Below are 23354 nucleotides of genomic sequence, written 5' to 3' on the forward strand. Positions count from 1 at the left end.
CCGGCTCTGAACGAGACGGGCCGGCCCCGGGAAACCGGGCCGGCCCGCGTGAGGTTGGCGCGGCGCGGTCACGAAGTGGGCGACCAGCCCAGGTTCGGCGCCACCCTCTCCGCAAAGTCGGCAAGCAGCCGCACGTTCTCTTCGAGACCGAAGGCGGGCGGCAGGAAGAGGACAAGCTCGTCGGCGCTGGCAAGGCCCGGATCGTTGAGAACGGCCTCGATCACCTCGTCCGGGGTGCCGTGAAAGACCGGGGATATCTGGGAGCCGGGCGGCTGGTTGGCCGACGGGGCCGGTGTGATGGCGCCCTTGGGACGGGAGGCAGCGATCCCCTGGGTGCGGCGCTCGAGATCGTAGGCGGCGTATGTCTCCCGAAGCTCGGCGGTGGTGCCGGGCAGGATCGAAGCGGCGACGGCGACCGGCGGCGGCTCTGTACCCCACGTTCGGCGCCAGGTGCTGCGGAACGCCTCGATGCTGCGGGCCTGATAGGCGCCGAAGCTCTCGCCCTCGGCATGGTCGTGCTGCACGGTCCCGGAAATGAGCCCGATCCCGAGTTCGGCGGCCTGCACCGCTGAACCGAGGCTGCCCGCGCCCTGCCGGATGCGCGAGCGCAGGGTCGGGCTGTGCGGCGTCACGCGCAGCTCCGTGCCCTCCGGGGCGCCCTGCCCCGGCCCGGCGACCGTGTGGAGGACCTCCCCCGAGATCGCCGCGAGGAAGCGGCCCTGACGGCGCCTGGCCTCCGTCCGGGCATCGGTGTCGGCCGTGCCGAAGACGGCATCGAAGGCCGCGTTGGCGCCGGTCGAGATGGCCAGCTCCAGCCGGCCGCCGATCAGCAGGTCGGTCGTGCCGGCCGCCTCGGCCAGCAGGATCGGGTCCTGGTAGCGCATCGGGATGACCGCCGAGCCCAGCGTGATGCGGCTCGTGTGCTGACCGGCCGCGGCGAAGAACGGAAGCGGCGAGGACAGGTAATGGTCGAAATGCCGCTGGTAGACCCAGCCCGACTGAAATCCCAGCCGCTCGGCGGCCCTGAACAGCTCGATCCCTTCGCGCAACCCTTGCGCCGGCCCGGTGTCGTCGTTGAAGGACACGCGGGTGTTGAAGCCGAGCCGCCGCTTGGGGCGGAACGTCGCTGGCAGGGTTCCGGCTGGCGCGGTAATGGTCATGCGATCTTTTCCTCGTTGACGATCGGCCGGGCTTGCCGGTGCGGCACGCGGGCGGCACCTGCGACGCCGGACGGGATCGAGTCCAGCAACGACACGGTATAGGGCTGCCGCGGGTTGTCGAAGATGTCGGTGACGGTCCCGTGTTCGACGATGCGGCCCCTGTGCATCACCGAGACGGTATGTGCGAGTTGCCGCACGAGCGCGAGGTCGTGGGAGACGAACACATAGGTCAGGCCCAGACTGGCTTGCAGCGAGAGCAGCACCTCGACGATGTCGGCCTGGACGGTGACGTCGAGCGCCGAGGTCGGTTCGTCCAGCACGATCACGTCCGGCTTGAGGACCAGAGACCGGGCGATGGCCACGCGCTGGCGCTGGCCGCCCGACAGCGCCCCCGGCCTGCGGGAGAGCAGGTGCTCGCCGAGCCCGACATCGGCCAGCGCCTCGCGGACCCGTTCGGCCCGCTCCCGGACGGTGCCGACCCGGAAACGGTCGAGCGGCTCGCGCACCAGTTGCTCGACCTTCCAGGTCGGGTCGAGCGAGGTGAACGGGTTCTGGTAGACGAGCTGAAGGTGGCGGCGCACCGCGCGCAGCGAACCGTGCGAGCGGCCGGTGAGCCGTTCGCCGGCGACCGAGATGTCCCCACCATCGGGCTCCTCGAGCCCGAGCAGCAGCCGGATCGTCGTCGTCTTGCCCGAGCCCGACTCGCCGACCAGCGCATGCGTGGTGCCGGCCGGGACCGCGAACGACACGTTGTCGACGGCCGTCAGCGCCTTGCCGTCGACCGCGAAGGTCTTCGTGACGGCGCTGACCTCGATCTTCGGCGCCACGCCGGCGTCGGGGCGGCAGAAGCCAGGGTCGCGCAGCCGGGCGTAGCGGTCGGGATTGAGGGCCGGGACGTCGGCGTGCAGCTTCTTCGCATATGCCGATGCGGGCGAGGAGAAAACGGCCGAGGTCCTGCCCGCCTCCTGAACCACACCGTCCTTGAGCACCACCAGACGGTCCGCCCGCTCGGCGGCGATCGCCAGATCGTGGGTGATGAGCAGCAGGCTGATATCGAGATCGTGCTGCAACCGCGACAGCAGGTCGAGGATCCGTTTCTGGACCGTGACGTCGAGCGCCGAGGTCGGCTCGTCCGCGACCAGCAGGGCCGGCCGCGGCAGGACCGCCAGGCCGATCAGCACGCGCTGGAGCATGCCGCCGGACAGCTGGTGCGGATAGGAATCGTAGACACGCTGCGGATTGTCGAGCCCGACCTGGGCCAAGGTTTCGAAGATGAGCGCCTTGCGGGCCGCCTTGCCGGACTCCTCGACGAGAGCGGCCGCCTCCTGCGCCTGGGCGCCGATCGTCCGCACCGGATTGAGCGAATTGCCGGGATCCTGCGGAACGAACCCGATGGCCCGTCCCCTGAGCGGCCGGAACCGGCGCTCGGAGAGCCCCAGCACCTCCCGTCCGTCGAACTCGACCCGGCCGGTGGCGTGGCCGCCGCCGGGAAGCAGCCGCAGCACCGAGCGGGCGATGGTCGACTTGCCCGAGCCGGACTCGCCGATGAGAGCGAGGCTTTCGCCGCGGCCCAGCTCGAACCCGACATCGCTAACGACCTCGTGCGGCCCGTAGGAGACCGACAGGCCCTCGACCCTGAGCAGCGGCGATGTAACCGGCGACGCGGTCCCGGCGCGGGCGAAAGTGGCGGTCAGTCTGTCTTGCGGAGCCATCGGCTGATCCTGTTCACAGAGAGGACGGTCGCGATCGTGACGAAGGCGGGTGCGTAGACCAGCCACGGCCATTTGAGGTAATCCTTGCCGATCGAGATCAGCAGGCCCCAGTCGGAGGCGGGCGGCGAATCGCCGTATCCGAGGAAGGCAAGGCCGGCGATCACCAGGATCGACAGGCCGAATTGCAGCACCGCCAGCGGGAGCACGGAGCGCGACGCGTTCGGCAGCACGTGCCGCGACAGGATGTGCCAGCGCGAGCCGCCGAGCAGGAACGACGCCTCGACGAACGTCGCCTGCCGGGTCTTGATGACTTCCGAGCGCATCACCCGGGCGAAGACGGCCACCGCCGAGACACCGGTCGCGATGGCGGCGTTCACGGTGTCGAAACCGAGCGCCGTAACGACGATGACGGCCAGCAGGAAGCTCGGGATCGCCAGCAGGACGTCGACCAGCCGGGCGAGCACGATGTCGACCCAGCCGCCGAGGAAACCGGCCAGGAGACCGATGAGGCCGCCGGCAGCGACGCCGATGACGACCGCGATGAGCGCGCTCGTCACCGAGGAGGCCGTGCCGTAGACGACGCGGGTGTAAAGGTCGCGACCCAGATGGTCGGTGCCGAACCAGTGCGCGGCGCTGGGACCGAGCAGCTTGTCGGCGGGAATGCCGTTGACCGGATCGTGGCCGGTGAACAGGCCCGGCGCCAGCGACCAGGCGAGCACGAGCGCGATGACGGCGAACGAGAGGGCGACGGTCGGCGGCAGCCGCAGCGCGGCCAGCCGGCCGGTTCCCGTGCCGCGCGAAACGGAGGAGAGGGAGGCAATGGTCATGCTGTCACCGTGGGGGAAGAATCCGCGGGGCTTTCGTCAGCGGCAGTCGGCCGGCGCCCGGGACCGCCGACGAGTTTCACGCGCGGGTCGAGCAGCGGGTAGACGAGGTCGGCGATCAGGTTGACGAGCACGAAAACCACCGCCGCCAGCGAGACGACCGCCTGTAGGACGGGCAGGTCCTGCGTGCTCACCGCACGCTGCACCAGGCTGCCGACACCGGTGCGCCCGAAGACCGTCTCCGTGATCAGCGATCCGCCGAGCAGCTCGCCGATCATGAGCGCGATGACGGTAACGACCGGGAGCGAGGACGGCTTGAGCAGGTGCCTGACGAAGAGGCGAAACTGGCTGAGACCGCGGCCGCGCGCGACCGCCACGTATTCCTGCCGGGACTCGTGGTCGAGGTTGGCGATCAGCACCTCGGCGATCTGGGCGGAGACGGGGATGCCCAGCGCGACCCCTGCAAAAAAGGTCGCCCACGGGCTGTTGGGGTCTATCACCCGGAAAAGGCCGAGCTGGAAGCCGAAAATATGGATCAGCACCAGGCCGATCACGAAGTTGGGCACCGAGAGGAACAACGACGGGAATCCGCGCAGCAGGCCCTGCCCATACCGTTTCGGGAGGAATTGGCTGCCGTAGGCGATCACCACCGCCAGCACCAGCGCGACGGCAAGCCCCGTGGACGCAAGCATCAGCGTCGACGGCAACACCTCTGCGATCAGGGTCGTCACGGGCCGGCTGGACCGCATCGACAGGCCGAGGTCGCCGGTCAGGAAGCCGGACAGGGATGTCCACAACTGCACCAGAATCGGCCTGTCCAGACCCTGCGCGGCAATGATCTGCCTGATCTGCTCCTCGGAAAACCCGTTCTGCGGGTCGCGCAGCACGTTGGTGATCGGGTCGCCCGGCAGGATGCTGACGACGACGAAGGTGAAGACGTAGGCCAGCAGGATGACGACGATGGCCTGGACGAGCCGCTTTGCGGAATAGGTCAGGTAGGCGCTTCTCATGCCGGCCACCTCTTCGCGTTTCCGGGTTGCACCGCGCTCACTCGCTGATTGTGGCCGTGTAGTAGCTGGCATAGGCGACGCCGTTGTACTGCTCGCCCGCCAGCTTCGGCGACTGCACGTAGATGCGCTGGACGATCTGCGTGCGCGGAATGAAGTAGCCCTGCTCGAGGACGTATTTCTGCAATTCGTCGAGGAGCGGGTCGCGGATCTCGACGGAGCCGGCGCCGGCGATCCTGTCGCGCAGTTCGTTGAGCTTGCCGTCGCTTTCGCCGAGAGCGAACCAGTCCTCGCCGTTGTTGGCGTCGGTCAGGATGCTGGCCACCGTGCCTGCATCGATGAAGCTGCGCGTCACCTCATAGGCCGGCACGCCCGGCCGGCCGAACCCGGCCCGCTCGCCGAACGTCACCACGTCATAGGCCCGGATGTCGACCTTCCAGCCGATCCGGCCGAGCTGCTGGGCGATCAGCTCGTCGACCGACCTTGCGGTCGCGAGGTAGGGGTTGGGGTGGAGCGTCAGCGACAGTTGCTTGCCATCCTTCACGCGGATGCCGTCGCCCCCCTTGGCCCAGCCCGCCTCGTCGAGAAGCCTCTCGGCCTTTTCGGGGTCATGGGCCAGCAGATCGCTGTGATCGGTGGCCCCGGGCACATTACTCTGGATGAAGGACGTCGCCGCATGCCAGTCCGGCGTGTAGACGGTGTCGAGGATCTCCTGGCGGTCGATGCCGGCCTGAAGGGCCTGGCGCACCTTTACGTCGTCGTAAGGGGCTTCCCGGGTGTTGATCGCCAGACCGTTCACGAAGCCGAGATAGCGCGGCGTCGCGATGGTGAAGCCTTCCTCCTTGAGGAACTGCAACTCCTGCGGCGAGGCGTTGTAGGCGACGTCGGCCTGGCCGGACTGCACAGCGGAGACCCTGAGCGACGGCTCGGAGACGATCTTGTAGGTGATCGAATCGAGGAAGGCGGGGCCGGTGTGGCCGACGGCAGGGGGACCCCAGTTGTAGTCCTCACGCTTGACCAGCTTGACGAAATCGCCCTCCTTCCAGGACTCGACCAGGTAAGGACCGCTGCCGGAGGTCTTGCCCAGGTCCGCCTGCTCCGTGCCGGGCTGGGCGAGGGTCTTCGGGGAGATGAGGATCGAGCCGTGGTAGCCGAGCGTCGGGATGAAGCCGAGCGTCGGCGCCTTGAAGAAGACCTTCACCGTGGTCGGGTCGACAACCTCGGCCCGGTCGTAGGTCTTCGGAAAGAGGCCGATCGGGTTGATGCCCTCGCTCCCCCGGCCGGCATGCCAGATGTCGAGATTGGCGACGACGGCCGAGGCGTCGAGCGGGGTGCCGTCGGAGAAGGTCACGCCGTCCTTGAGGTGAAGGGTGAACTCGGTGGCGTCGTCGTTCTGTTCCCAGCGCTCGGCAATCCACGGGCTGACCTTGCCCTCGGCATCGACATAGACGAGCTTGTCGGTCACGTGGCCCCAGACGTGGCCCTGGAAGCTGGAGATCGCGCTGTTGTTCGGAATCCAGGTGCCACCCAGCGAATCGATGAGGAAGGTGATGTCACCGCCGTTGCGCCGGCTGTCGGCACTTTGAGCCGGAGCGAAACCCGCCGTCGCCACCAGAGCGGCGGCCGCCGTCGCGCAGGTGGCCACGAGCAGGCGTCGCCGGGAAAGGGAAAGGAAGGAAAAGTATCTGGTCATCGAAAAATCCTGATGTTCCGTGTTCTGTCTTGTGCGGGCCGGCGGCCGGAAAAGGCATGGTCGTTCGCAACGGCTGCGAGGCGTTTCCGCACCCGCAAGGCCGATTCCCGCGCCGTGCGATCCGGCCGGGTCATATGGTTCAGGCGTAGACGCGCTCCCGGACGCCGCGGCGGGCAAGCTCCTCCCGCACCAGCGGCAGCACGTAGCGGCCGTAATCGATGGCGTCGTTGAGATTGTCGTAGCCGCGGATCGAGATCAGTTCCGCGCCGAGATCGACATAATCGAGGATGGAATCGGCAATCGTCCGCGGCGATCCGACCAGCGCCGTGGAGGCGCCGCGCGCATTGGTGGCCGTCACCGTGGGATACCACAATGCCCGGTCCTGCACCTCGCCGCGGGCGGCGATCTCGAGCAGGCGCTGCGACCCGACATTCTGCGGCGGGCCGCCGGAAAGCGGCCGCGTCGGCGAGCCGTTGGCATAATTCGCCTTGAGCTTCTCCAGCACGCGATGCGCCTTCGCCCAGGCGAGATCGTCGGTTTCGGCGACGATCGGCCGGAAAGTCACCCAGATGCGCGGGCGATCCTTGCGGCCGGCCTTCGCCGCCTCCTCATGGATCCGGTCGATCTGCTCTTTCGTTTCCTTGAGCGGTTCGCCCCACAGGCCGAAGATGTCGGCCAGCGAACCGCCCACCCGGTAGGCGTCGTCGGAAGAGCCGCCGAGCGACACGGGAATGGTTCCGTTCACCGGCAGGACAGCGTTGCTGAAGCCCTTGAACTGGTAGTATTTCCCGTCGAAATCGAAGGGATCGGAGGATTGCCAGGCCCGGCGCAGGATACGGATATATTCCTCCGTCCGCTCGTAACGCTCTTCCTTGGTCAGGAAATCGCCCTCGCGGGCCTGCTCGACGGCGTCGCCGCCGGCGATGAAGTGAACCACGACGCGGCCGCCGCTCAGCTGGTCGAGGGTCGCCAGGGCCTTGGCCGCAACCGTCGGATAGACCGTGTTCGGGCGAAGCGCGATGATCGGCCGGACATTCTTCGTGTGGGCGATCACCGTCGCCCCCAGCGTGAAGGGATCGAAGGAGGAGGAATGATAGGGCAACAGGGTGTAGTCGAAGCCGGCCTCATCCAGCGTTCGCGCATAGCGGGCGAAATAGACGGGATCGAGCGGCGCGCCCGGCCGCGGATCGAGATCGGTCGAGGCGTTCGCATAACTGGCGCTGATGAATTCCACGGTCATGATACGGTCCTGCGCTGTTTGACAAGGAGATCATGACGCAAAGCCTAGGCAGATAGACCGAGTGGAGAAAGACCAGTTATTCTTTTTCTATCAAATTTATGGATTATTTTGTTTCGTTTCCCCGCCTGCCGGTCGGGCTTTTTTCCGCCATCCGCATGCAGCATGGAAACCTGCCGATGGGAGACGGTGCCGCTCCGGCTCAATCGAGCAGGGGCGCAACGGTATCGAGGATGATGGAAAGCGCCTTTTCGTTCACCGCCTCGTCTGCCGAGACCACGAACTCGGCGAGTTCGATCCCGGCAATTTGCGTCGGTGGAATAGCCTCGAGGATCGCCCGGACCTGTTCGGGCAGCAGACCGCCTGGCACGGTGTAGGCCGCAGGCACGAGGCCGGGTTCGAGCGAGTCCCAATCGAGATGAATCCAGACACGCGCAGCGCCGATTGCACTCAGGACCGCCTCCGGCGTGGCGTCCTGCGGGGAAAGGATCCGGACGCCCGCCTTCCGCAACAGTTCGCCTTCCGCCGGGTCGATGTCCCGCGCGCCGATCAGAACGATGCGCTCGGAGCGAAGACCGGCGCCGTGACCGCTGTCCCAGAGTCCGCACGCCGCCGACAACACCATGCCGCCGAGATAGCCGGTATCGGTGGTGTCGGGCGTATTGAAATCGCCATGCGCGTCGATCCACAGCACGACAGCATCGGGATAGTGCCGCGCGACGACGGGAAGGCTGGCAAGGCTGGCCGAGCAGGTGTTCGCCACCATGACCGGAAGCCCACCGCCTTCGATGCCGGTCGTCAGCGCGTCACGCAGCTCCGCAAGCGTTTCCCGCGCCTCGGGCAGGCCTGTGCGCCAATCGTCATCGACGGCCGGTGCCGGGTGTCCGACGACACGGCCCGTCACGGCGTAACGGCGCTCCAGTGCCCTTGCGGTGCGCCCCGCCCCTTCGATCGCACCCGGTGTCCGATCGGCGATACGCCCCTGCGAAACGAGAAGATCAAACGTCAAGATTCCAGCCCCCTGATTGTAACGGATCACGCCTTCGGGCGGTTTAGAGCATTTTCAGCGACAGTGTGAAGCGGTTTTGCATCCGGAAATATTCTAAACGCCGTGCAGCCGGCCCTCGACATGCGGCCGCGTCCGGCCGGCGACCCAGATTCGGCCGGTTTCATCGCGGCTCACATGGACGCGGCCATCGCGGCCGAGGCATCTGCCTTGCGCGGCGACATAAGCTTCCTGCGCGGCGCCCGTCGCAAACAGCCATTGCCCCAGCGAGGCGTTGAGGCTTCCGGTCACGGGGTCCTCGACGATCGTTCCCAGATGGTCGCTGAAGAAGGCACGAACTTCGAAGGCGGCATCGCCGCCGGAGGTCCAGGGACCGACCACGCCGACGTCGATCGGCCGGGGCCAGCTTCGCACCGGCTTCAGCGACAACACCTCCTCCGCCGACGCCAGCCGGATGCCCAGCCATCCCGGACCGTTATCGATCCAGGCGGCATCGACGACCTGGCGTGCCTCGATCCCCAGCAGGCGCTGCGCCTCGACCAGTTCATCCCGCGATGGAGGCCCGGACCGGATCAGGGGCGGCGCCGCAAAGGCAAGCCGCTCCCCGTCGCGGCGGATCGTCACCAGGCCCGCTCCGCATTCCTGGACGATTTCCCCCGCCTTCTTCGGCACGTGCCCGGCCGAAAGCCAGGCATGACAGCTTCCGAGCGTCGGGTGCCCGGCAAACGGCATTTCCCTTTCAAGAGTGAATATCCTGATACGGTAGTCGGCGTCGAGATGGGTCGCAGGCAGGAGGAAGGTGGTTTCCGACAGATTGAACCAGCGCGTCAGGCGCTGCATGTCCTCCGTCTCCAGCTCGCCGGCCCCAGCGACGACCGCCAGCGGATTGCCGGAAAAAGGCCCCGAGCCGAAGACGTCGACCATATGAACCGCATAAGCCATGAGATCACTCCTTAATCCGGGCGGCATCCCGTCCCGGCCTGCACGACAGGCAGGCACTCGTCACATCTGTTTCGGCAAAATTGATCAAAATCAATGCTTCCTACAGAATGTATAACGATACTGTCTCTTATTCGGGATACTGATCCAGGCATGGACAGTGAGGCAGGGCACCGGATGCCCGGTGATTGCGACAAGCAAGAGGAGGAGCGCCAGGAGTGCGCATCAAAATCCAGGGTGGGGTCGAAATTCGACTGCAAGGCAAGCCAAACCAGGAAGTTGACGAGACCGTGGCGGTTCGTTCGATAGCCCTTCTCGGTGAGGATTATCCGGGCCTGCGCCCGATCATAAACGTTGCGGCGGGACAGCGCGTGCGCGCCGGAGAACGGCTTTTCACCGACCGCCGCCGGCCCGGTCTGGTCTATACCGCCCCCGTCGCCGGCACCGTTCGCGCCATCGCGCATGGTCGCCGCAGAAGCCTCGATTCCATCGTCATCGACGTCGAGGGAGACGAGGCCGTCGAATTCGAAAGGCCCGCGCAGCCGGATCGCATGACGGTGCAATCGCTTCTCATGGCGAGCGGCGGCTGGCAGGCCCTTCGCACGCGCCCCTTCGGGCGCATCGCCGATGCGGCCGCCGTTCCCGATGCCGTTTTCGTGACCGCCATCGACACCGCTCCGCTGGCGGGCGATCCGGCGCCCGTCATACGACGCTTCGAAACATGGTTCCGGCTGGGTGCGGGCGCGCTGCGCCATCTTACCGACGGTTCGGTCTATGTCTGCCAGGCGGCCGATGCCTCTCTCCCCGATGTCGAGGGCACGACGACGGTCCGTTTCTCGGGCCGGCATCCGGCGGGATTGCCCAGCACGCACATCCACCACATCCACCCCGTCGGGGAAGGCCGGATGGTCTGGCACATCGGCTATCAGGACGTGATCGCCATCGGCTGCCTGCTCGATACGGGCCGGATCTGGACGCGGCGCGTTATAGCCCTCACGGGTCCGGGCACCCACAATCCGCGTCTGGCGCTTGCGCCGCCCGGCGCAAATCTGCGCGATCTTTTCGGCAATGGCCTCACGGGTCCGGCAGTCCAGTTGCTGTCCGGTTCGCCGCTCGGCGGCGCGGCCGAACACTTCCTGCGGCGCTACGACGTGCAGGCCGCCGCGATACCGCACCAGCCGCCGCCCCGCCGTTCCTTGCTGTCCCGCTATCTCCGCCCGCCGGATGATGAACGCGCCCCCCCGCCCCTCATTCCCAACGCCGTTCATGAGCGGGCCGCGCCCTGCGCAATCCTGCCCGCACCCTTCCTGCGCGCCATCAGCACCGGCGACGCGGAAACGGCTGCAAAGCTCGGCGCGCTCGAACTGGTGGAAGAGGATCTGGCCCTCCTGAACTATGTCGACGGCTCGGGAACGGACTATGGCGCGCTTCTGCGGGCAACGCTCGACGAACTGGAGGACAGGCTATGAGCATTGCATTCCTCCACGGGCTGCACGCCGGGCGCCTCGGCCGCACCGCATTGGCCGGCAGCGTCATGCCGGCACTTCTCGGCCTGATCGCGCCGGCGGTGGCGGCACTTCTTGCGGGAGGAACACAGTTCGCGATGCGGCTGCTCCTCGCCCTAGTCCTGACGCTCGCCTGGCAATATGTCTTCGCGCGCATCCGCGGCCTCGGGCCCGGGCTCGACGGCATCGTCACCGCGACGCTGATCGCCCTGCTCGTCCCGGCGGAGGCGCCGCTGTGGCAACTGGTTCTCGGCGTCAGCTTCGGCGTGGTGATCGCCGAGCAGGTGTTCGGCGGGCGCGGACGCAACTTCGTCCATCCGGCCGTGGCTGCCCTCGCCTTCCTGATGTTCTCCTTCACCGACGTCGATTACCGCGCCGGCCCCGACATTCCCCTGGCGACGCTGGTCCCTGCCCTGGTGCTGCTGCTTCTCAGCGGACAGGCGTCGTGGCGCCTGCTGCTCGGTGCTTTCGGTGCGCTCGCCCTGGCCGTCTGGGCGCAGGGGAACGATCCTTCGCCCATCCTGCTTTCGGGCGCGATTAGCTGCGCGATCCTGTTCCTCGCGGCCGATCCCGTCTGCTCGGCCTCGACCGATGCAGGCCGCTGGGCACAGGGCATTCTGACCGGCCTGCTCATCGGCCTGTTCTCGCAGGCGGGATCGGTGTTCGGCGCGGCAATCTTCGCCATCCTGATGAGCAGCATCTTCGCGCCGCTGATCGATTATCTGGTCGTCGCCGTTCATGTGAAGCGGAGGGCAAGGCGTTATGGCTAACACCCGCTTTTCCGGCCTCTGGCGGCGCTTTCTCGACCGGCCGAACACCGACCGGGTGAAGACGATCGGCATGTCGCTGCTGGTCGCGGTCGGCTGCGGCCTCACCGTCTCCATCGCCACAGTGGTGCTGCGCCCGGTCCAGCAGGCCAACATCGCGGCCCAGCAGCAGGGCCGCATGACGCAGATGCTGGAGAACCTTCCGGGCATCGGCGAGATCTTGCAGGAGGCCGGGGCGAGCGCGGTGGAGACGCTCGTCATCGACCTCGACACCGGTCTGGTGGCGGCGGATGTCGACCCGGCGACCTTCGATCAGCGCGCCGCGGCGGCTGATCCCGAGAGAAGCACGGCCCTGCCGCGGGCCGACGATTTCGCCGGCCTCGGCCGCCGGGAAAACCAGGCGCTGGTCTACCTCCTGCGGCGCGGCGAGGACCTTGCGCTGGTCGTGCTGCCGGTCCGCGGCGCGGGCTATCAGTCGACGATCCGCGCCTATCTGGCGCTCGAGGCCGATCTCGACACCGTTGCCGCCTTCACGGTCTACGAGCAGGGCGAAACGCCCGGCCTCGGGGCCAATATCGCGGAGGAAAGCTGGCAGGCGCAATGGGCCGGCAAGCGGATCTTCGACGACGGCGACTTCGCCATTTCCGTGGTGCGCGGCAATGCGAGCGGCCCCCACGAGGTCGACGGCATATCCGGCGCCAGCGTCACCGGCTACGCGATTTCGGACATGCTTGAATTCTGGATGGGCGAACGCGGTTTCGGGCCCTTCCTCGAAAGGCTGAAGGAAGGAGAGATCAGATGACAGTCCCGTTCCGCAACCTGACGGACCCTCTGGTCGACAAGAACCCGGTGACGGTCCACATCCTCGGCATCTGCTCGGCGCTGGCGGTCACGACCTCCATGTCCACCGCGCTGACCATGTCGATCGCGCTGACGGTGGTGCTCGGGCTTTCGGCCGGCATCATCAGCGCCATCCGCCGCCATATCCCGTCTTCCGTCCGCATCATCCTGCAAATCACCATCATCGCCTCGCTGGTGATCGTCGCCGACCAGATGCTCCAGGCCTTCGCCTACGAGATGAGCCAACGGCTGACGGTGTTCGTCTCGCTGATCGCGACGAACTGCATTGTGCTCGGGCGCACCGAAGCCTATGCGCTGCACAATCCGGTGGTGCCGAGCATGGTGGACGGCGTCGGCAACGGCCTCGGCTACAGCCTCGTCCTGCTGGCCGTCGCCGCGATCCGCGAGCTGTTCGGCTCCGGCAGCCTGTTCGGCGTCAACCTGCTGCCGCTGGCAGCCGACGGCGGCTGGTACCAGCCGCTGCGCCTGATGCTGCTCGCGCCGAGCGCCTTCATCATCCTCGGCCTTCTCGTCTGGGCGGTTCGCAGCCTTCGCCCGGCCCAGGTGGAGGCGCCCGAATTCGAACTGCGCCAGCAGGAAAGGACGGTCGAGACATGATCGAGCTGTTCCAGCGCTCCATCTTCGAGGAAAACCTGGCGCTGTCCTTCTTCCTCGGCATGTGTACCTTCCTCGCCGTTTCCAAGCGGGTGGAAACGGCCTTCGGGGTCGGCGTGGCGCTGATCGTCATCCAGTCGCTCAGCGTTCCGCTGAACTATCTGCTGCACGCCTATATCCTCAGCGCCGGCGCGCTTGCATGGGCGGGGCTGCCCGATGTCGACCTCGGCTTCATGCGGCTCATCACCTTCATCGGCATCGTCGCCGCGATGGTTCAGATCATCGAAATGCTGCTCGACCGCTTCGTGCCTGCGCTCTACCGCGCGCTCGGCATCTACCTGCCACTGCTCGCCATCAACTGCGCCATTATCGGCGGCAGCCTGTTCATGGTGGAGCGGCAGTACGATTTCGCAGAAAGCACCGTCTACGGCGTCGGCACCGGCATCGGCTGGGCGCTCGCCATCGTCGCGCTGGCGGCGATCCGCGAGCGGCTGCGCTACGCCGATATTCCCAAGGGCCTGCAAGGCCTCGGCATCGCATTCATCGTCACCGGGCTCCTGTCGATGGCTTTCTCCGCTTTCGTGGGGGTGCGCGTGCTATGACGGAAATCCTGCTCGGCATCGTTTTCATCTCCCTGCTGCTCGTCGTACTGGCGGCGCTCGTCCACACGGTGCGGGACTATCTCCTGCCGTCGCGGCCGGTCACGATCACCGTCAACGGCGAGCGGAAGATCGCCGGCTCGGCCAATTTCAAGCTGCTCGACATATTGAACGGCAACGGCATCGCCGTGCCCTCCGGCTGCGCCGGTGCCGGCACCTGCGGCCTGTGCCGGGTCAGCGGCGTCACGGGGACCGGAGCGCCGTTGCCAACAGAACGGGCGCGCCTTTCCCCCGTCGACGTCCGGGCAGGCGTGCGCCTTGCCTGCCAGGTCGTGGTGCGCAACGATCTTGCCGTCACCGTGCCGGACGAGGTCCTCGGCATCACCACCATGCGCTGCCGCGTGGCGTCGTCGCGCAGCGTCACGCCGCTGATCAAGGAGATCGTGCTGGCCTTGCCCGAGGACGCGACATTCGACTTCCGCGCCGGCAACTTCGTGCAGATCACCGCACCGGCCTACAGGCTTGCCTTTTCCGACATCGCGCTCGAACCGCAGCATGCCGCCGAATGGAAGAAGCTCGGGATCGACAGGCTGTCGTCGCAGAGTTCCGAGCCGGTGTCGCGGGCCTATTCAGTGGCAAGCCGACCCCTGGATGCCGGCCTGATCGTGCTGAACATCCGCCTCGCCACCCCGCCGCCGGCCGTCCCCGACGCGCCGCCGGGCATCGTCTCGTCATGGCTGTTCGGGCTGCGCGAGGGCGACGAGGTCGAGGTCGCCGGCCCCTACGGGCATTTCGGGGCGCAGGACAGCGACCGCGAGATGGTGTTCATCGGCGGCGGCGTCGGCATGGCGCCCTTGCGCGCCATCATCACCGACATGCTCGAACGTCAGGCCAGCCCGCGCAGGATCAGCTTCTGGTACGGCGCGCGCAGCCGCAGCGAGCTGTTCTATGCCGAGGAATTCGACGAGCTTGCCCACCGCTACGAGAATTTCCGCTGGGTGCCGGCCCTTTCCGAGCCCGCCCGTACCGAAGCATGGGAGGGTGAGACAGGCTTCGTCCACGACGTCGTCTTCCGCGCCTATCTCCGGGATCACCCGGCACCGGAAGACTGCGAATACTACCTGTGCGGCCCGCCGCTGATGATCGAGGCCGTCTACGCAATGCTCGACGAATGCGGTGTCGAGACCGACAGCATCTTCAACGACGATTTCGGGATTTAGGATCATGGCGACAAGGCGCGAGATACTGGTTGGACTGGGCGGCCTGGCGGGACTGGCGGCCCTGCCGTCGATCGCCCGGTCGGGCGAAGCCGATCTCGTCCGGATCTCCGGGCGCGCTTTCGGCACGCGCTGGCAGGTCACTCTGCCGCGAGACGCCGATGCCCGCGCCCTCGGCGCCGATCTCCGTCATATCCTGACCGGCATCTACCGCTCGATGAGCCCGTTTCGGGCGGATTCTGAGCTTTCGCGTTTCAATCGCCATCGAGGCACGACCTCTTTTCCGGTATCGCAGGAATTTCACACCGTCGCCGCCAGGGCCCTCGACATGGCGAGGCTGACGGATGGCGCGTTCGATCCGGGCGTCGGGCCTGCGGTTCACCGCTACGGCTTCGGGCCGATCGATTCCGGGCATGCCGGTCCCTACACGGCGTTCGCCGCCGGGACCGAAGGGCTTTCGAAGGCCGATCCGGCGCTGTCGCTGGACCTGTGCGGCATCGCCAAGGGCCATGCGGTGGACCGGCTCGCCGGGCATATGGGCGCTCAAGGCGTGCCGTGCTTCCTGATCGAGGTGGGCGGCGAGGTCTATGCCCGCGGCATGCGGCCGAACGGCGTTCCCTGGCGCGTCGGCATTGCCGATCCGGCAGGCTCGGGCATCCACTCCGCGCTCGCCCTCAGGGACATGGCGATGGCGACCTCGGGCGATGCGATCAACGCCTATGAGATCGCCGGCCGCCGCTACAGCCACACGATCGACCCCGCCACCGGCGAGCCCGTCTACAACCGTGTCGCCTCCGTGTCCGTGCTGGCCCCCACCGCTCTCAAGGCCGACGCCTTCGCCACGGCGCTGATGGTGATGGGGCCGGAACGCGGCCTTGCCTACGCCTCCGCCAACGGCCTGCCGGTGCTCTATCTCCTGCGTGAGGCGGGCGGTCTGAGGGCCGAGGCCAATGCACTTTTCATCGAACACGGGTGGAGCTGAGCCATGCAGACCGTTCTCGCCGCCATCCTCCTGACAGGTTTCGCCATGCTGGCGCTGGCCGCCGGCCTGCTTGCCGGCCGCGCGCCGCTGAAAGGCTCATGCGGCGGCGCGGCCTGCGGCGGCCGCTGCCAAGCCTGCGACAGACATCCCGGAGGGAGGAAACCATGAAGCTCGATACGGTCGCGGATCACATGCGCACGGATCTGATCACCCTGACGCCGGATATGGAGATCGTGCGCGCCGTGTCCATTCTGATGGAGAACGGCGTGTCGGGCGCCTGCGTGCTCGATCCGGCGGGCGATCTCGTCGGCGTGCTGTCGAAGCGCGATTGCCTCAAGGCGGCGCTCAACGCTTCCTACTACAAGCAATGGGGCGGCAGCGTCGCCGACTACATGAGTACCGAGCTGGAGACGCTCGATGCCGGGCTCGACATCGTCGAAGCCTGCGAACGCTTCGTCGCCAGCTCGTTCCGGCGGTTTCCCGTCACCCGTCACGGCCGGTTCGTCGGCCAGATCAGTCGCACGGATGTGCTCAATGCCCTCTCGCGGCAATGGACATGACCGGACGGCATCCATGAAAAGGAAAGGACTGATACCATGACACAGCAGTTTTCAAGACGAGTATTCCTGGCCGGTTCCGGCGTCGCGGCCTCCGCCGGCATCGTCGGCGTGGCCAATGCGCAGCCGGCTCCCGGCGGTGCGGAGACCGTTTCGGTGAAAGAGGCCCTGATGCTGCGCCGCTCGACCAAGCGGTTCGGGCGCGGCGACGTTTCGCGCGAAAAGGTGCTGGAGATCCTGTGGGCGGCCAACGGGGTGAACCGCCCCGATAGCGACGGCCGCACCGCGCCCGCCTGGCACGGCGCGAAGAACATCGACATCTATGCCGCGCTGGAGGACGGCGTCAGCCTCTACGACCCGGTCGCCAACACGCTCGAGAAGGTGTCCGACACCGATATCCGCGCCGACGTCAGCCCCACCGCCTTCGTCCGCCGGGCGCCGGCGGTGCTGATCTACGTCTCGGACAGGCAGAGGCTCGAGGAAGCGGCCGGCGACATCGCCACCTCCGCGCCGGAGGAACTGGAGATCGCCGCCCGCGTCAATTCGGCGATCATGGCACAGAACGTCTATCTGTTCTGCGCGGCCGAAGGGATCGGCACGTGCCTGCTCGGCACGGTGGACAGGGAGGCGATACACACCGCCCTGGAATTCCCCGACCACCTCTCGGTGACCTATATCCAGCCGGTGGGTGAAATCGGCTGATTTCGACGTGGTTTTGCGTCGTCATAGAGGCTTTCGCCATCGGCCGTGCCCGAAAAGGTGCGGCCGATGACGGCTGCGGTCATCTGGTGCGCGCTGGGGCTGGCCGCTCTGGTCGCCGGTGCCGAAATGCTGGTGCGTGGCGGCTCGACCCTTGCACGCCAGCTTGGCATCTCGCCGCTGACGATCGGGCTGACGGTTGTCGCCATCGGCACGAGCACGCCCGAACTGGCGGTCGGCATCGAGGCGGCGTTCGACGGTGAAGGCGGCCTCGTCGTCGGGAATATCGCCGGCACCAATACCTTCAACCTGCTCTTCATTCTCGGTCTCACCGCGCTCTTCAGACCGCTGACCCTGGAGCCGGCTTCCCTCAGGCTGGACCTGCCGGCGATGGTCCTTGCCGCGCTGGCGTTCTGGATATCGGCAGCCGACGGCTTTCTGTCCCGGGTCGAAGGTGCCCTCCTCCTGACGTGCGGTCTTGCCTATACGGTTCTGGTGGTGCGCGGGGCGCGGACGAGAACCGTTGCCGTCGAGACCGCCCTGCCGGTCTTGCCAAGGCGCGTGCAGACCATCCGGCGTGCCGGTCTTGTGAACGTAATCGCCATGATCGCCGGCATCGCCATCATCATCGCCGGCGCCGACTGGCTGGTGGACGGCGCCACCGATCTTGCGCGCAGGCTGAATGTTTCGGAAGCGCTGATCGGCCTGACGATCGTTGCCATCGGAACGTCGAGCCCGGAACTCGTCACCACGATCGTCTCGACGCTGCGCAACGAGCGCGATATCGCCGTCGGCAATCTTCTCGGCAGCGGCGTCTACAACATCCTCATCATCCTCGGTCTGACCATGCTGGTGCCAGGCAGCCCCATTCCCGTCGAGGAAACGCTGATCCGCGTCGACATTCCGGTCATGGCTGTTGCCACCTTGCTGTGCGTGCCCGTCTTCCTCAGCGGCCGACGCATCTCCCGGATCGAGGGCGGCGCGTTCCTGACCTGCTATGCGGCCTACTTCGCCTATTTGTTACTCGTCCGTAACGGCGCGCCGTTCGTCCAATAGGCCGGAGCACCTCCAGGGAGAGTGTGAAGCCTTTTCCGTTTGCAATTGCAAAAAACAAATATTTGGCGCGTGCCATCGTCCGGAGAGAACACGGTCGCTCGCCCGGCGGTGCGCCTTCGACGGGACGAGAGGAAGAATTGTCCCGACCCCGGGCTTGGCAGCCGAAGCGGGTTGGTATACATCATGTATAATATGTTTTCCCGAAATGCCGAGCTTCCCATGTCCGACTTGAAACGCCCCGAGATAGAACAGGCCGTCACCTGGCTTTACACCGAGGATTTCGACAAGCTTGTCCCGTTTTATCGTGACGTTCTCGAACTCGAGCTGGTTCTGGAACAGCCGCGTACGCGGGTTTTCCGCACGGCCCCCGGCGCTTTCCTCGGTGTCTGCTGCATGGCCGAACGTCCGCTCGGCACCAAGGGCGTGATGTATACGTTCCTCTGCGCCGATGTCATGGCGATGTACGAATATCTTCTGGCAAAGGGCGTCGAGTTCGAGCATCCGCCCCGCCCGCTCGGCGACGGCACCCTGATCGCCACGTTCTTCCGCGACCCGCAGGGCTACCACCTGCAAATCCAGGAGTTTCGCGATCCTCGCTGGGTTTACCCGCCGCGGGACAAGGGCTGAACATTCTCAGCCCTTTTCGTCGCGGTATTGCTTCAACGCCGCAATCAGCCGGTCCATCTCGCCGTCCGAACCGATGGTGATGCGCAGGAAATCCCCCAGGCCGTAATCCTCGATCGGCCGCACCACGATGCCCTGCCCGAGCAGGAAGGCGTGAACGGCCGCAGCATCGGGAAACCGGGTACACAGGAAATTGCCCTGGCTCGGCAGCGAGGGAAAGCCCAGTTCCTCGAGGGCTTCGGCGCATCGTCTCCTCGATGCGGACGTGGTGCGGACGACATCGTTCACGAATGCCAGATCGCCGAGGGCGGCGATGGCTGCCGTCTGCGCAAGCCGGTTCACATTGCCGATCTGCTTCATGCGCCCGAGCACCCTGATCATCGACAGCGGCCCGTGCGCCCAGCCGACCCGGAGCCCGGCAAGGCCGAACGCCTTGGAGAAGGTGCGGGTGACGATGACATTCTCGGTTCCCGCGACCAGTTCATGGCCCGCCGTGAAATCCTCGCTCTCGGCATATTCCGCATAGGCCGCATCCAGAACAAGGACGATATCCGGCCGCAGATTGTCGCGAAGACGGCGAACTTCCGAGCGCGGCAGCCATGTGCCAGTCGGATTGTTGGGATTGGCCAGCAGCACGATCTTCGTTTTTGCGGTCACGGCGGCCAGCAGCGCGTCGATGTCCGGCGTGTAGTCGCGCTCGTCGACAAGCACCGCCGTCGCCCCCACCCGTTCAGCGAAAATCCGGAACTGGATGAAGGAATAACGGCTGAAGACCACCTCGTCGCCCGGCCGCGCATAGCAACGGTAGATGGTCTCGATCACGGCTTCGGAGCCGTTTCCGCAGATGATCTGCTCGGCGGGGAGATCGTAACGCGCGGCGATGGCGTTTCTGAGGTCCGAGGAGGAGGGCTCGGGGTAGCGGTGGATTTCGCCGATGGCGCGCCGCACGGCCTCCATCGCGGCGGGACTTGCGGCGAAGCTCGATTCATTGGATGCCAGTTGAATCCAGCTTTCGGGCGGCCCCGAGGGCTTGCCGTGCCGCGTGACGCTGAAGCCGGCCTCGGCGATATAGGGAATGGGGGCGGTTTTCATGGCGATGGATCATTCCTCGGAAAAGACTTGCCGGCGCCGCCGCACGACCGACGGCAGGCTTGCGACGATAATCAGGACGAGCGCAAGGCCGAGCAGCACGGCGCTGATCGGCCGCTCGACGAAAATCATGAAGTCGCCGCGGGACTGGATCAGCGACCGTCTGAGATATTCCTCCAGCATCGGGCCGAGAATGAAGCCGAGAATGAAGGGGGCGAGTTCGCAGCCGAACCGGACGAAGAGGTATCCCATGCCGCCGAAGAAGGCCATCACGGCGAGATCGGCGACGCTGTTCTGCGTGCCGTAGACACCGAAAACGGCAAAGACGACGATGGCGGGAAAGAGCAGGTGATAGGGGATCGTCAGCAGCCGGACCCACAGGCCAATCAGCGGAAGGTTGAGGATCACCAGAATGATGTTTCCGACCCACATCGACGCGATGAGACCCCAGAAGAGTTCTGGCTGCGCGTTGAGGACGTTCGGCCCCGGCACGATGCCCTGGAGGATCAGCGCCGCGATGAAAAGAGCCATCAGCGGATTGGATGGAATGCCGAGCGTCAGCATGGGCAGAAACGACATCTGCGCACCGGCGTTGTTGGCGGATTCCGGCGCCGCCACGCCCTCGACGGCGCCTTTGCCGAACTCGTGGCTTCGCCGGGAAAGGCGCTTTTCCGTGACATAGGCCGCAAAGGAGGCCAGTGCCGCGCCGCCGCCCGGCAGGATGCCCAGAACCGTGCCGATACCGGTCCCGCGGATGACGGGCCCGACGGAACGGCGCATTTCCTCGCGTGTCGGCATCAGGCTTCCGACCCGCTTCAGCGAGGTGGTTCCTTCGCCGGTCTCGTTCTCGGTGTTGCGGATGATCTCCGACAGGCCGAAGACGCCGGCGGCGATGGCGACGACGCTGAGGCCGTCCGCGAGGCTGAACAGGCCGAAATTCAGCCGGACGGAGCCGGTATAGATGTCGGTCCCGATCAGTCCGGCCAGCATGCCGACGACGCTCATGCCGAGGGCCTTGACCAGCGAGCCGCTCGCCAGCGCGATGCAGGCCAGCATGCCCAGCACCATCAGCGCGAAATAGTCCGGGGCCGAGAAGCTGAGCGCCAGCCGGCTCAGCGGCACGGAGAACAGGGCCAGCACGAATGTCGACACGGTTCCGGCGAAGAGAGAACCGATGGCGGCTATCGCCAGGGCGGCGCCGGCCCGGCCCTTGCGGGCCATCTGGTAGCCGTCGATGGCGGTGACGACCGAGGACGTTTCCCCGGGCAGATTGATCATGATCGCCGTGGTCGACCCGCCGTACTGGGCGCCGTAATAAATGCCCGCCAGCATGATGATCGACGTCGCGGGCGACAGCGAATAGGTGATCGGCAACAGGATGGCGATCGTGGCCGCGGGACCGACGCCCGGCAACACGCCGATCAACGTTCCGAGCAGGGCACCGACGAAACAGAAGAAGATGTTTGACGGCTGCAAGGCAACATTCATGCCGAGGACAAGATGGTCGAGCAGTTCCATGAACTCAATCGTCCCTTCAGGATCAAGGCGTCACGAGCAGGGGGCCGAAAAGCGGGATGGGAATGCCGAGCCCGAACGTGAAGACGACAGTGCAGAACGCCGTCATGACGACCGATATCGTCAGGGCGGACAAGGGCGACGTCTTGCGGCTGGCGCCGGCGGCGACGATCGCCAGAACCAGAATGCTGGGCACCAGACCGAAAGGAGCGATCATGATCCCGAAGATCAGCGGGCCGGCCAGGATCGCCGCGATTGCCCGCCACGGCAGGTCGAAAACCGCCTCGCGCCCGCCCTGCCGGATGCCGGAGACCGCAACCGACAGGCCGATGACAATGGCCACGCCCGAAAGAAAGGCCGGGAAAAAGCCCGGCCCCATGTTTCTGAGCGTGCCCAGTTGCAGGTGAAACAATGCCTGATAGCCAAACAGGACGCCGATCAGGATGAAAAGTACGCCGCAGCAAATGTCCCGATTGATCATTCCGATGACTTTCATCTCTCCGGGCGGAATTCCAGAGACGTCCGGATGCGCCGCCGCATCCGGGGCCGGCCTCTTATCGCTTGACTTCCTCGATGCCGGCTGCGGCGATCATCGCCCGCCAGACCTTGCTCTGCTCGTCGATGAACGCCGAATAATCGGCCGGCTCAAGGCGGAAGGGAATGGCGCCGATGCGGTCGAGCTTCGCTTCGCCCTCATCCTTGTCCGAGATGAATTTCTCGACGGCCGCATCGATCTTCGCGAGGATCTCCGGATCGGTTCCGGTTCTGGCGAAGAGGCCATAGAAGCTCAGGACATTGAAATCGGGAAAGCCGGCTTCCGCCATCGTCGGTACGTCCGGCAGCGTCGGCCAGCGCTTCTCCGACGTCACCGCCAGCGCCTTCAACTGGCCGTTGACTACGAAGGAATAGGATGTCGGGAGATTGTCGACGGCAAAATCGGTCGTACCCGCTATGATGTCGGTGGCCATTTCGGCGCCGGATTTGAACGGCACATGCACGACATCGATATCGGCCTTGAGGCGGAAATACTCTCCGGAGAGATGAACCGATCCGCCATTGCCGGCGGAACCGAAATTCAGCTCACCGGGCTTGCTCTTCGCGAGAGCGACGAGATCGGCCACCGAATTCACCGGCAACTGGGGGTTGACGACCAGAAGGTTCGTGCTCTGCCCGAACATGCCGGCGAGAACGGTATCGCGGTTCGGGTCGAAGGTGCTGTCGGCCAGAAGCATGGAGTTATAGATCTGCGTGGCGGTATTGCCCAGAAGCAGCGTGTAGCCGTCGGCCGGCTGGGCGACGACATATTCGCTGGCGCGGGCACCGGAAGCACCGGGACGGTTTTCCACCACGAAGGGCTGTTCCAGTTCCCGGGAAAGGTAATCGGCGATCAGGCGGGCGGCGACGTCGTTGCCGCCGCCGGGGCCGGCACCGACCACGATGGTGACGGGCCGTGCGGGATAAGTCGACTGGGCGACGGCCTCGCCCGATGCAGCCGAAAGCCCGAGGGCAGCAACCGTCGCGACAGTCATTCTGCCGGCAAGTCTCTGGAGAACTGAAATAACGCTCATCTGACTCTCGCTGTTGACGCGATCACACGACGCCTCGCCGTATGCCGTTGGGTGGATGTTCGATATTATTATGTTCGTATACAAGTTGAATAATGTCAAACACGGCATTGCCATCAAATCTTGAAAAACGAATTCTTATTCTT

The 23354-nt window shown here is 66.0% G+C and carries 24 protein-coding genes; 12 read left to right on the plus strand and 12 right to left on the minus strand.

The genetic code is table 11. From position 1 onward, the window contains the following. Window positions 1–68: 68 nt before the first annotated feature. The 8 genes from NOF55_RS09835 to NOF55_RS09870 all read right to left on the minus strand — a co-directional run bounded on the left by NOF55_RS09835 (window position 69) and on the right by NOF55_RS09870 (window position 9581). On the minus strand, window positions 69–1160 hold the full coding sequence (locus NOF55_RS09835) for an LLM class flavin-dependent oxidoreductase (protein WP_306411195.1): 1092 nt from the start codon (window positions 1158–1160) through the stop codon (window positions 69–71). Continuing rightward, a complete protein-coding gene (locus NOF55_RS09840) occupies window positions 1157–2872 on the minus strand; it encodes a dipeptide ABC transporter ATP-binding protein (RefSeq protein WP_306411196.1) in 1716 nt (571 codons plus the stop codon). Before NOF55_RS09840 ends, NOF55_RS09835 begins: the two co-directional genes overlap by 4 nt. Then, a complete protein-coding gene (locus NOF55_RS09845; protein ID WP_306411197.1) occupies window positions 2851–3699 on the minus strand; it encodes an ABC transporter permease in 849 nt (282 codons plus the stop codon). Before NOF55_RS09845 ends, NOF55_RS09840 begins: the two co-directional genes overlap by 22 nt. Then, the gene (locus tag NOF55_RS09850) at window positions 3696–4706 is read right to left on the minus strand and encodes an ABC transporter permease (protein ID WP_306411198.1); all 1011 of its coding nucleotides are present in this window, start codon (window positions 4704–4706) and stop codon (window positions 3696–3698) included. The genes NOF55_RS09845 and NOF55_RS09850 overlap by 4 nt, the downstream gene beginning before the upstream one ends. A gap of 37 nt (window positions 4707–4743) precedes the next feature. Further along, complete coding sequence (locus NOF55_RS09855) at window positions 4744–6396, minus strand: ABC transporter substrate-binding protein (RefSeq protein WP_306411199.1); 1653 nt, start codon at window positions 6394–6396, stop codon at window positions 4744–4746. A gap of 139 nt (window positions 6397–6535) precedes the next feature. Beyond that, entirely contained in the window at window positions 6536–7636 is a 1101-nt protein-coding gene (locus tag NOF55_RS09860; RefSeq protein ID WP_306411200.1) for an LLM class flavin-dependent oxidoreductase, read from the minus strand. Between the two features lie 199 nt (window positions 7637–7835). Then, window positions 7836–8642: an arginase family protein gene (locus NOF55_RS09865; protein WP_306411201.1), complete on the minus strand. Its 807-nt coding sequence runs from the start codon at window positions 8640–8642 to the stop codon at window positions 7836–7838. Window positions 8643–8735: 93 nt separating this feature from the next. Beyond that, window positions 8736–9581 (minus strand): PhzF family phenazine biosynthesis protein, encoded by an 846-nt coding sequence (locus NOF55_RS09870; protein ID WP_306411202.1) that lies wholly within the window; start codon window positions 9579–9581, stop codon window positions 8736–8738. 215 nt (window positions 9582–9796) lie between these two features. On the opposite strand from NOF55_RS09870, the gene NOF55_RS09875 reads away from it, so the two are divergent. The 12 genes from NOF55_RS09875 (at window position 9797) to NOF55_RS09930 (ending at window position 19042) form a co-directional block, all read left to right on the plus strand. Further along, window positions 9797–11047: a hypothetical protein gene (locus NOF55_RS09875; protein WP_306411203.1), complete on the plus strand. Its 1251-nt coding sequence runs from the start codon at window positions 9797–9799 to the stop codon at window positions 11045–11047. Beyond that, the gene (locus NOF55_RS09880; RefSeq protein WP_306411204.1) at window positions 11044–11853 is read left to right on the plus strand and encodes an RnfABCDGE type electron transport complex subunit D; all 810 of its coding nucleotides are present in this window, start codon (window positions 11044–11046) and stop codon (window positions 11851–11853) included. The genes NOF55_RS09875 and NOF55_RS09880 overlap by 4 nt, the downstream gene beginning before the upstream one ends. Next, the gene (gene nqrC / locus NOF55_RS09885) at window positions 11846–12652 is read left to right on the plus strand and encodes an NADH:ubiquinone reductase (Na(+)-transporting) subunit C (protein WP_306411205.1); all 807 of its coding nucleotides are present in this window, start codon (window positions 11846–11848) and stop codon (window positions 12650–12652) included. The genes NOF55_RS09880 and nqrC overlap by 8 nt, the downstream gene beginning before the upstream one ends. Next, window positions 12649–13308 (plus strand): NADH:ubiquinone reductase (Na(+)-transporting) subunit D, encoded by a 660-nt coding sequence (locus NOF55_RS09890; RefSeq protein WP_306411206.1) that lies wholly within the window; start codon window positions 12649–12651, stop codon window positions 13306–13308. The genes nqrC and NOF55_RS09890 overlap by 4 nt, the downstream gene beginning before the upstream one ends. Continuing rightward, window positions 13305–13907 carry an NADH:ubiquinone reductase (Na(+)-transporting) subunit E gene (gene nqrE, locus NOF55_RS09895; protein WP_306411207.1) on the plus strand — a complete coding sequence of 201 codons (603 nt, stop codon included), beginning with the start codon at window positions 13305–13307 and terminating at the stop codon, window positions 13905–13907. Before NOF55_RS09890 ends, nqrE begins: the two co-directional genes overlap by 4 nt. Further along, entirely contained in the window at window positions 13904–15124 is a 1221-nt protein-coding gene (gene nqrF, locus NOF55_RS09900) for an NADH:ubiquinone reductase (Na(+)-transporting) subunit F (RefSeq protein ID WP_306411208.1), read from the plus strand. The genes nqrE and nqrF overlap by 4 nt, the downstream gene beginning before the upstream one ends. A 4-nt stretch (window positions 15125–15128) precedes the next feature. Next, window positions 15129–16103 carry an FAD:protein FMN transferase gene (locus NOF55_RS09905; RefSeq protein ID WP_306411209.1) on the plus strand — a complete coding sequence of 325 codons (975 nt, stop codon included), beginning with the start codon at window positions 15129–15131 and terminating at the stop codon, window positions 16101–16103. Window positions 16104–16106: 3 nt separating this feature from the next. Then, on the plus strand, window positions 16107–16271 hold the full coding sequence (locus NOF55_RS09910) for a hypothetical protein (protein WP_306411210.1): 165 nt from the start codon (window positions 16107–16109) through the stop codon (window positions 16269–16271). Beyond that, the gene (locus tag NOF55_RS09915; RefSeq protein ID WP_306411211.1) at window positions 16268–16663 is read left to right on the plus strand and encodes a CBS domain-containing protein; all 396 of its coding nucleotides are present in this window, start codon (window positions 16268–16270) and stop codon (window positions 16661–16663) included. Before NOF55_RS09910 ends, NOF55_RS09915 begins: the two co-directional genes overlap by 4 nt. A gap of 36 nt (window positions 16664–16699) precedes the next feature. Continuing rightward, on the plus strand, window positions 16700–17362 hold the full coding sequence (locus NOF55_RS09920; RefSeq protein WP_306411212.1) for a nitroreductase family protein: 663 nt from the start codon (window positions 16700–16702) through the stop codon (window positions 17360–17362). Between the two features lie 66 nt (window positions 17363–17428). After that, a complete protein-coding gene (locus tag NOF55_RS09925; protein WP_306411213.1) occupies window positions 17429–18415 on the plus strand; it encodes a calcium/sodium antiporter in 987 nt (328 codons plus the stop codon). A gap of 219 nt (window positions 18416–18634) precedes the next feature. After that, complete coding sequence (locus NOF55_RS09930; RefSeq protein WP_306411214.1) at window positions 18635–19042, plus strand: VOC family protein; 408 nt, start codon at window positions 18635–18637, stop codon at window positions 19040–19042. Window positions 19043–19048: 6 nt separating this feature from the next. Here NOF55_RS09930 and hisC read toward each other — a convergent pair whose 3' ends face one another. From hisC to NOF55_RS09950, 4 genes are all read right to left on the minus strand, one after another. Next, the gene (gene hisC, locus NOF55_RS09935) at window positions 19049–20131 is read right to left on the minus strand and encodes a histidinol-phosphate transaminase (protein WP_306411215.1); all 1083 of its coding nucleotides are present in this window, start codon (window positions 20129–20131) and stop codon (window positions 19049–19051) included. 9 nt (window positions 20132–20140) lie between these two features. Continuing rightward, a complete protein-coding gene (locus NOF55_RS09940) occupies window positions 20141–21646 on the minus strand; it encodes a tripartite tricarboxylate transporter permease (protein WP_306411216.1) in 1506 nt (501 codons plus the stop codon). Between the two features lie 22 nt (window positions 21647–21668). After that, window positions 21669–22124: a tripartite tricarboxylate transporter TctB family protein gene (locus NOF55_RS09945; protein ID WP_306411217.1), complete on the minus strand. Its 456-nt coding sequence runs from the start codon at window positions 22122–22124 to the stop codon at window positions 21669–21671. Window positions 22125–22197: 73 nt separating this feature from the next. After that, the gene (locus tag NOF55_RS09950) at window positions 22198–23211 is read right to left on the minus strand and encodes a Bug family tripartite tricarboxylate transporter substrate binding protein (RefSeq protein ID WP_306411218.1); all 1014 of its coding nucleotides are present in this window, start codon (window positions 23209–23211) and stop codon (window positions 22198–22200) included. Window positions 23212–23354: the final 143 nt, after the last annotated feature.

Origin of the sequence: Ectorhizobium quercum (genome assembly GCF_026552795.1) — a bacterium.
Taxonomy (GTDB): domain Bacteria; phylum Pseudomonadota; class Alphaproteobacteria; order Rhizobiales; family Rhizobiaceae; genus Ectorhizobium; species Ectorhizobium quercum.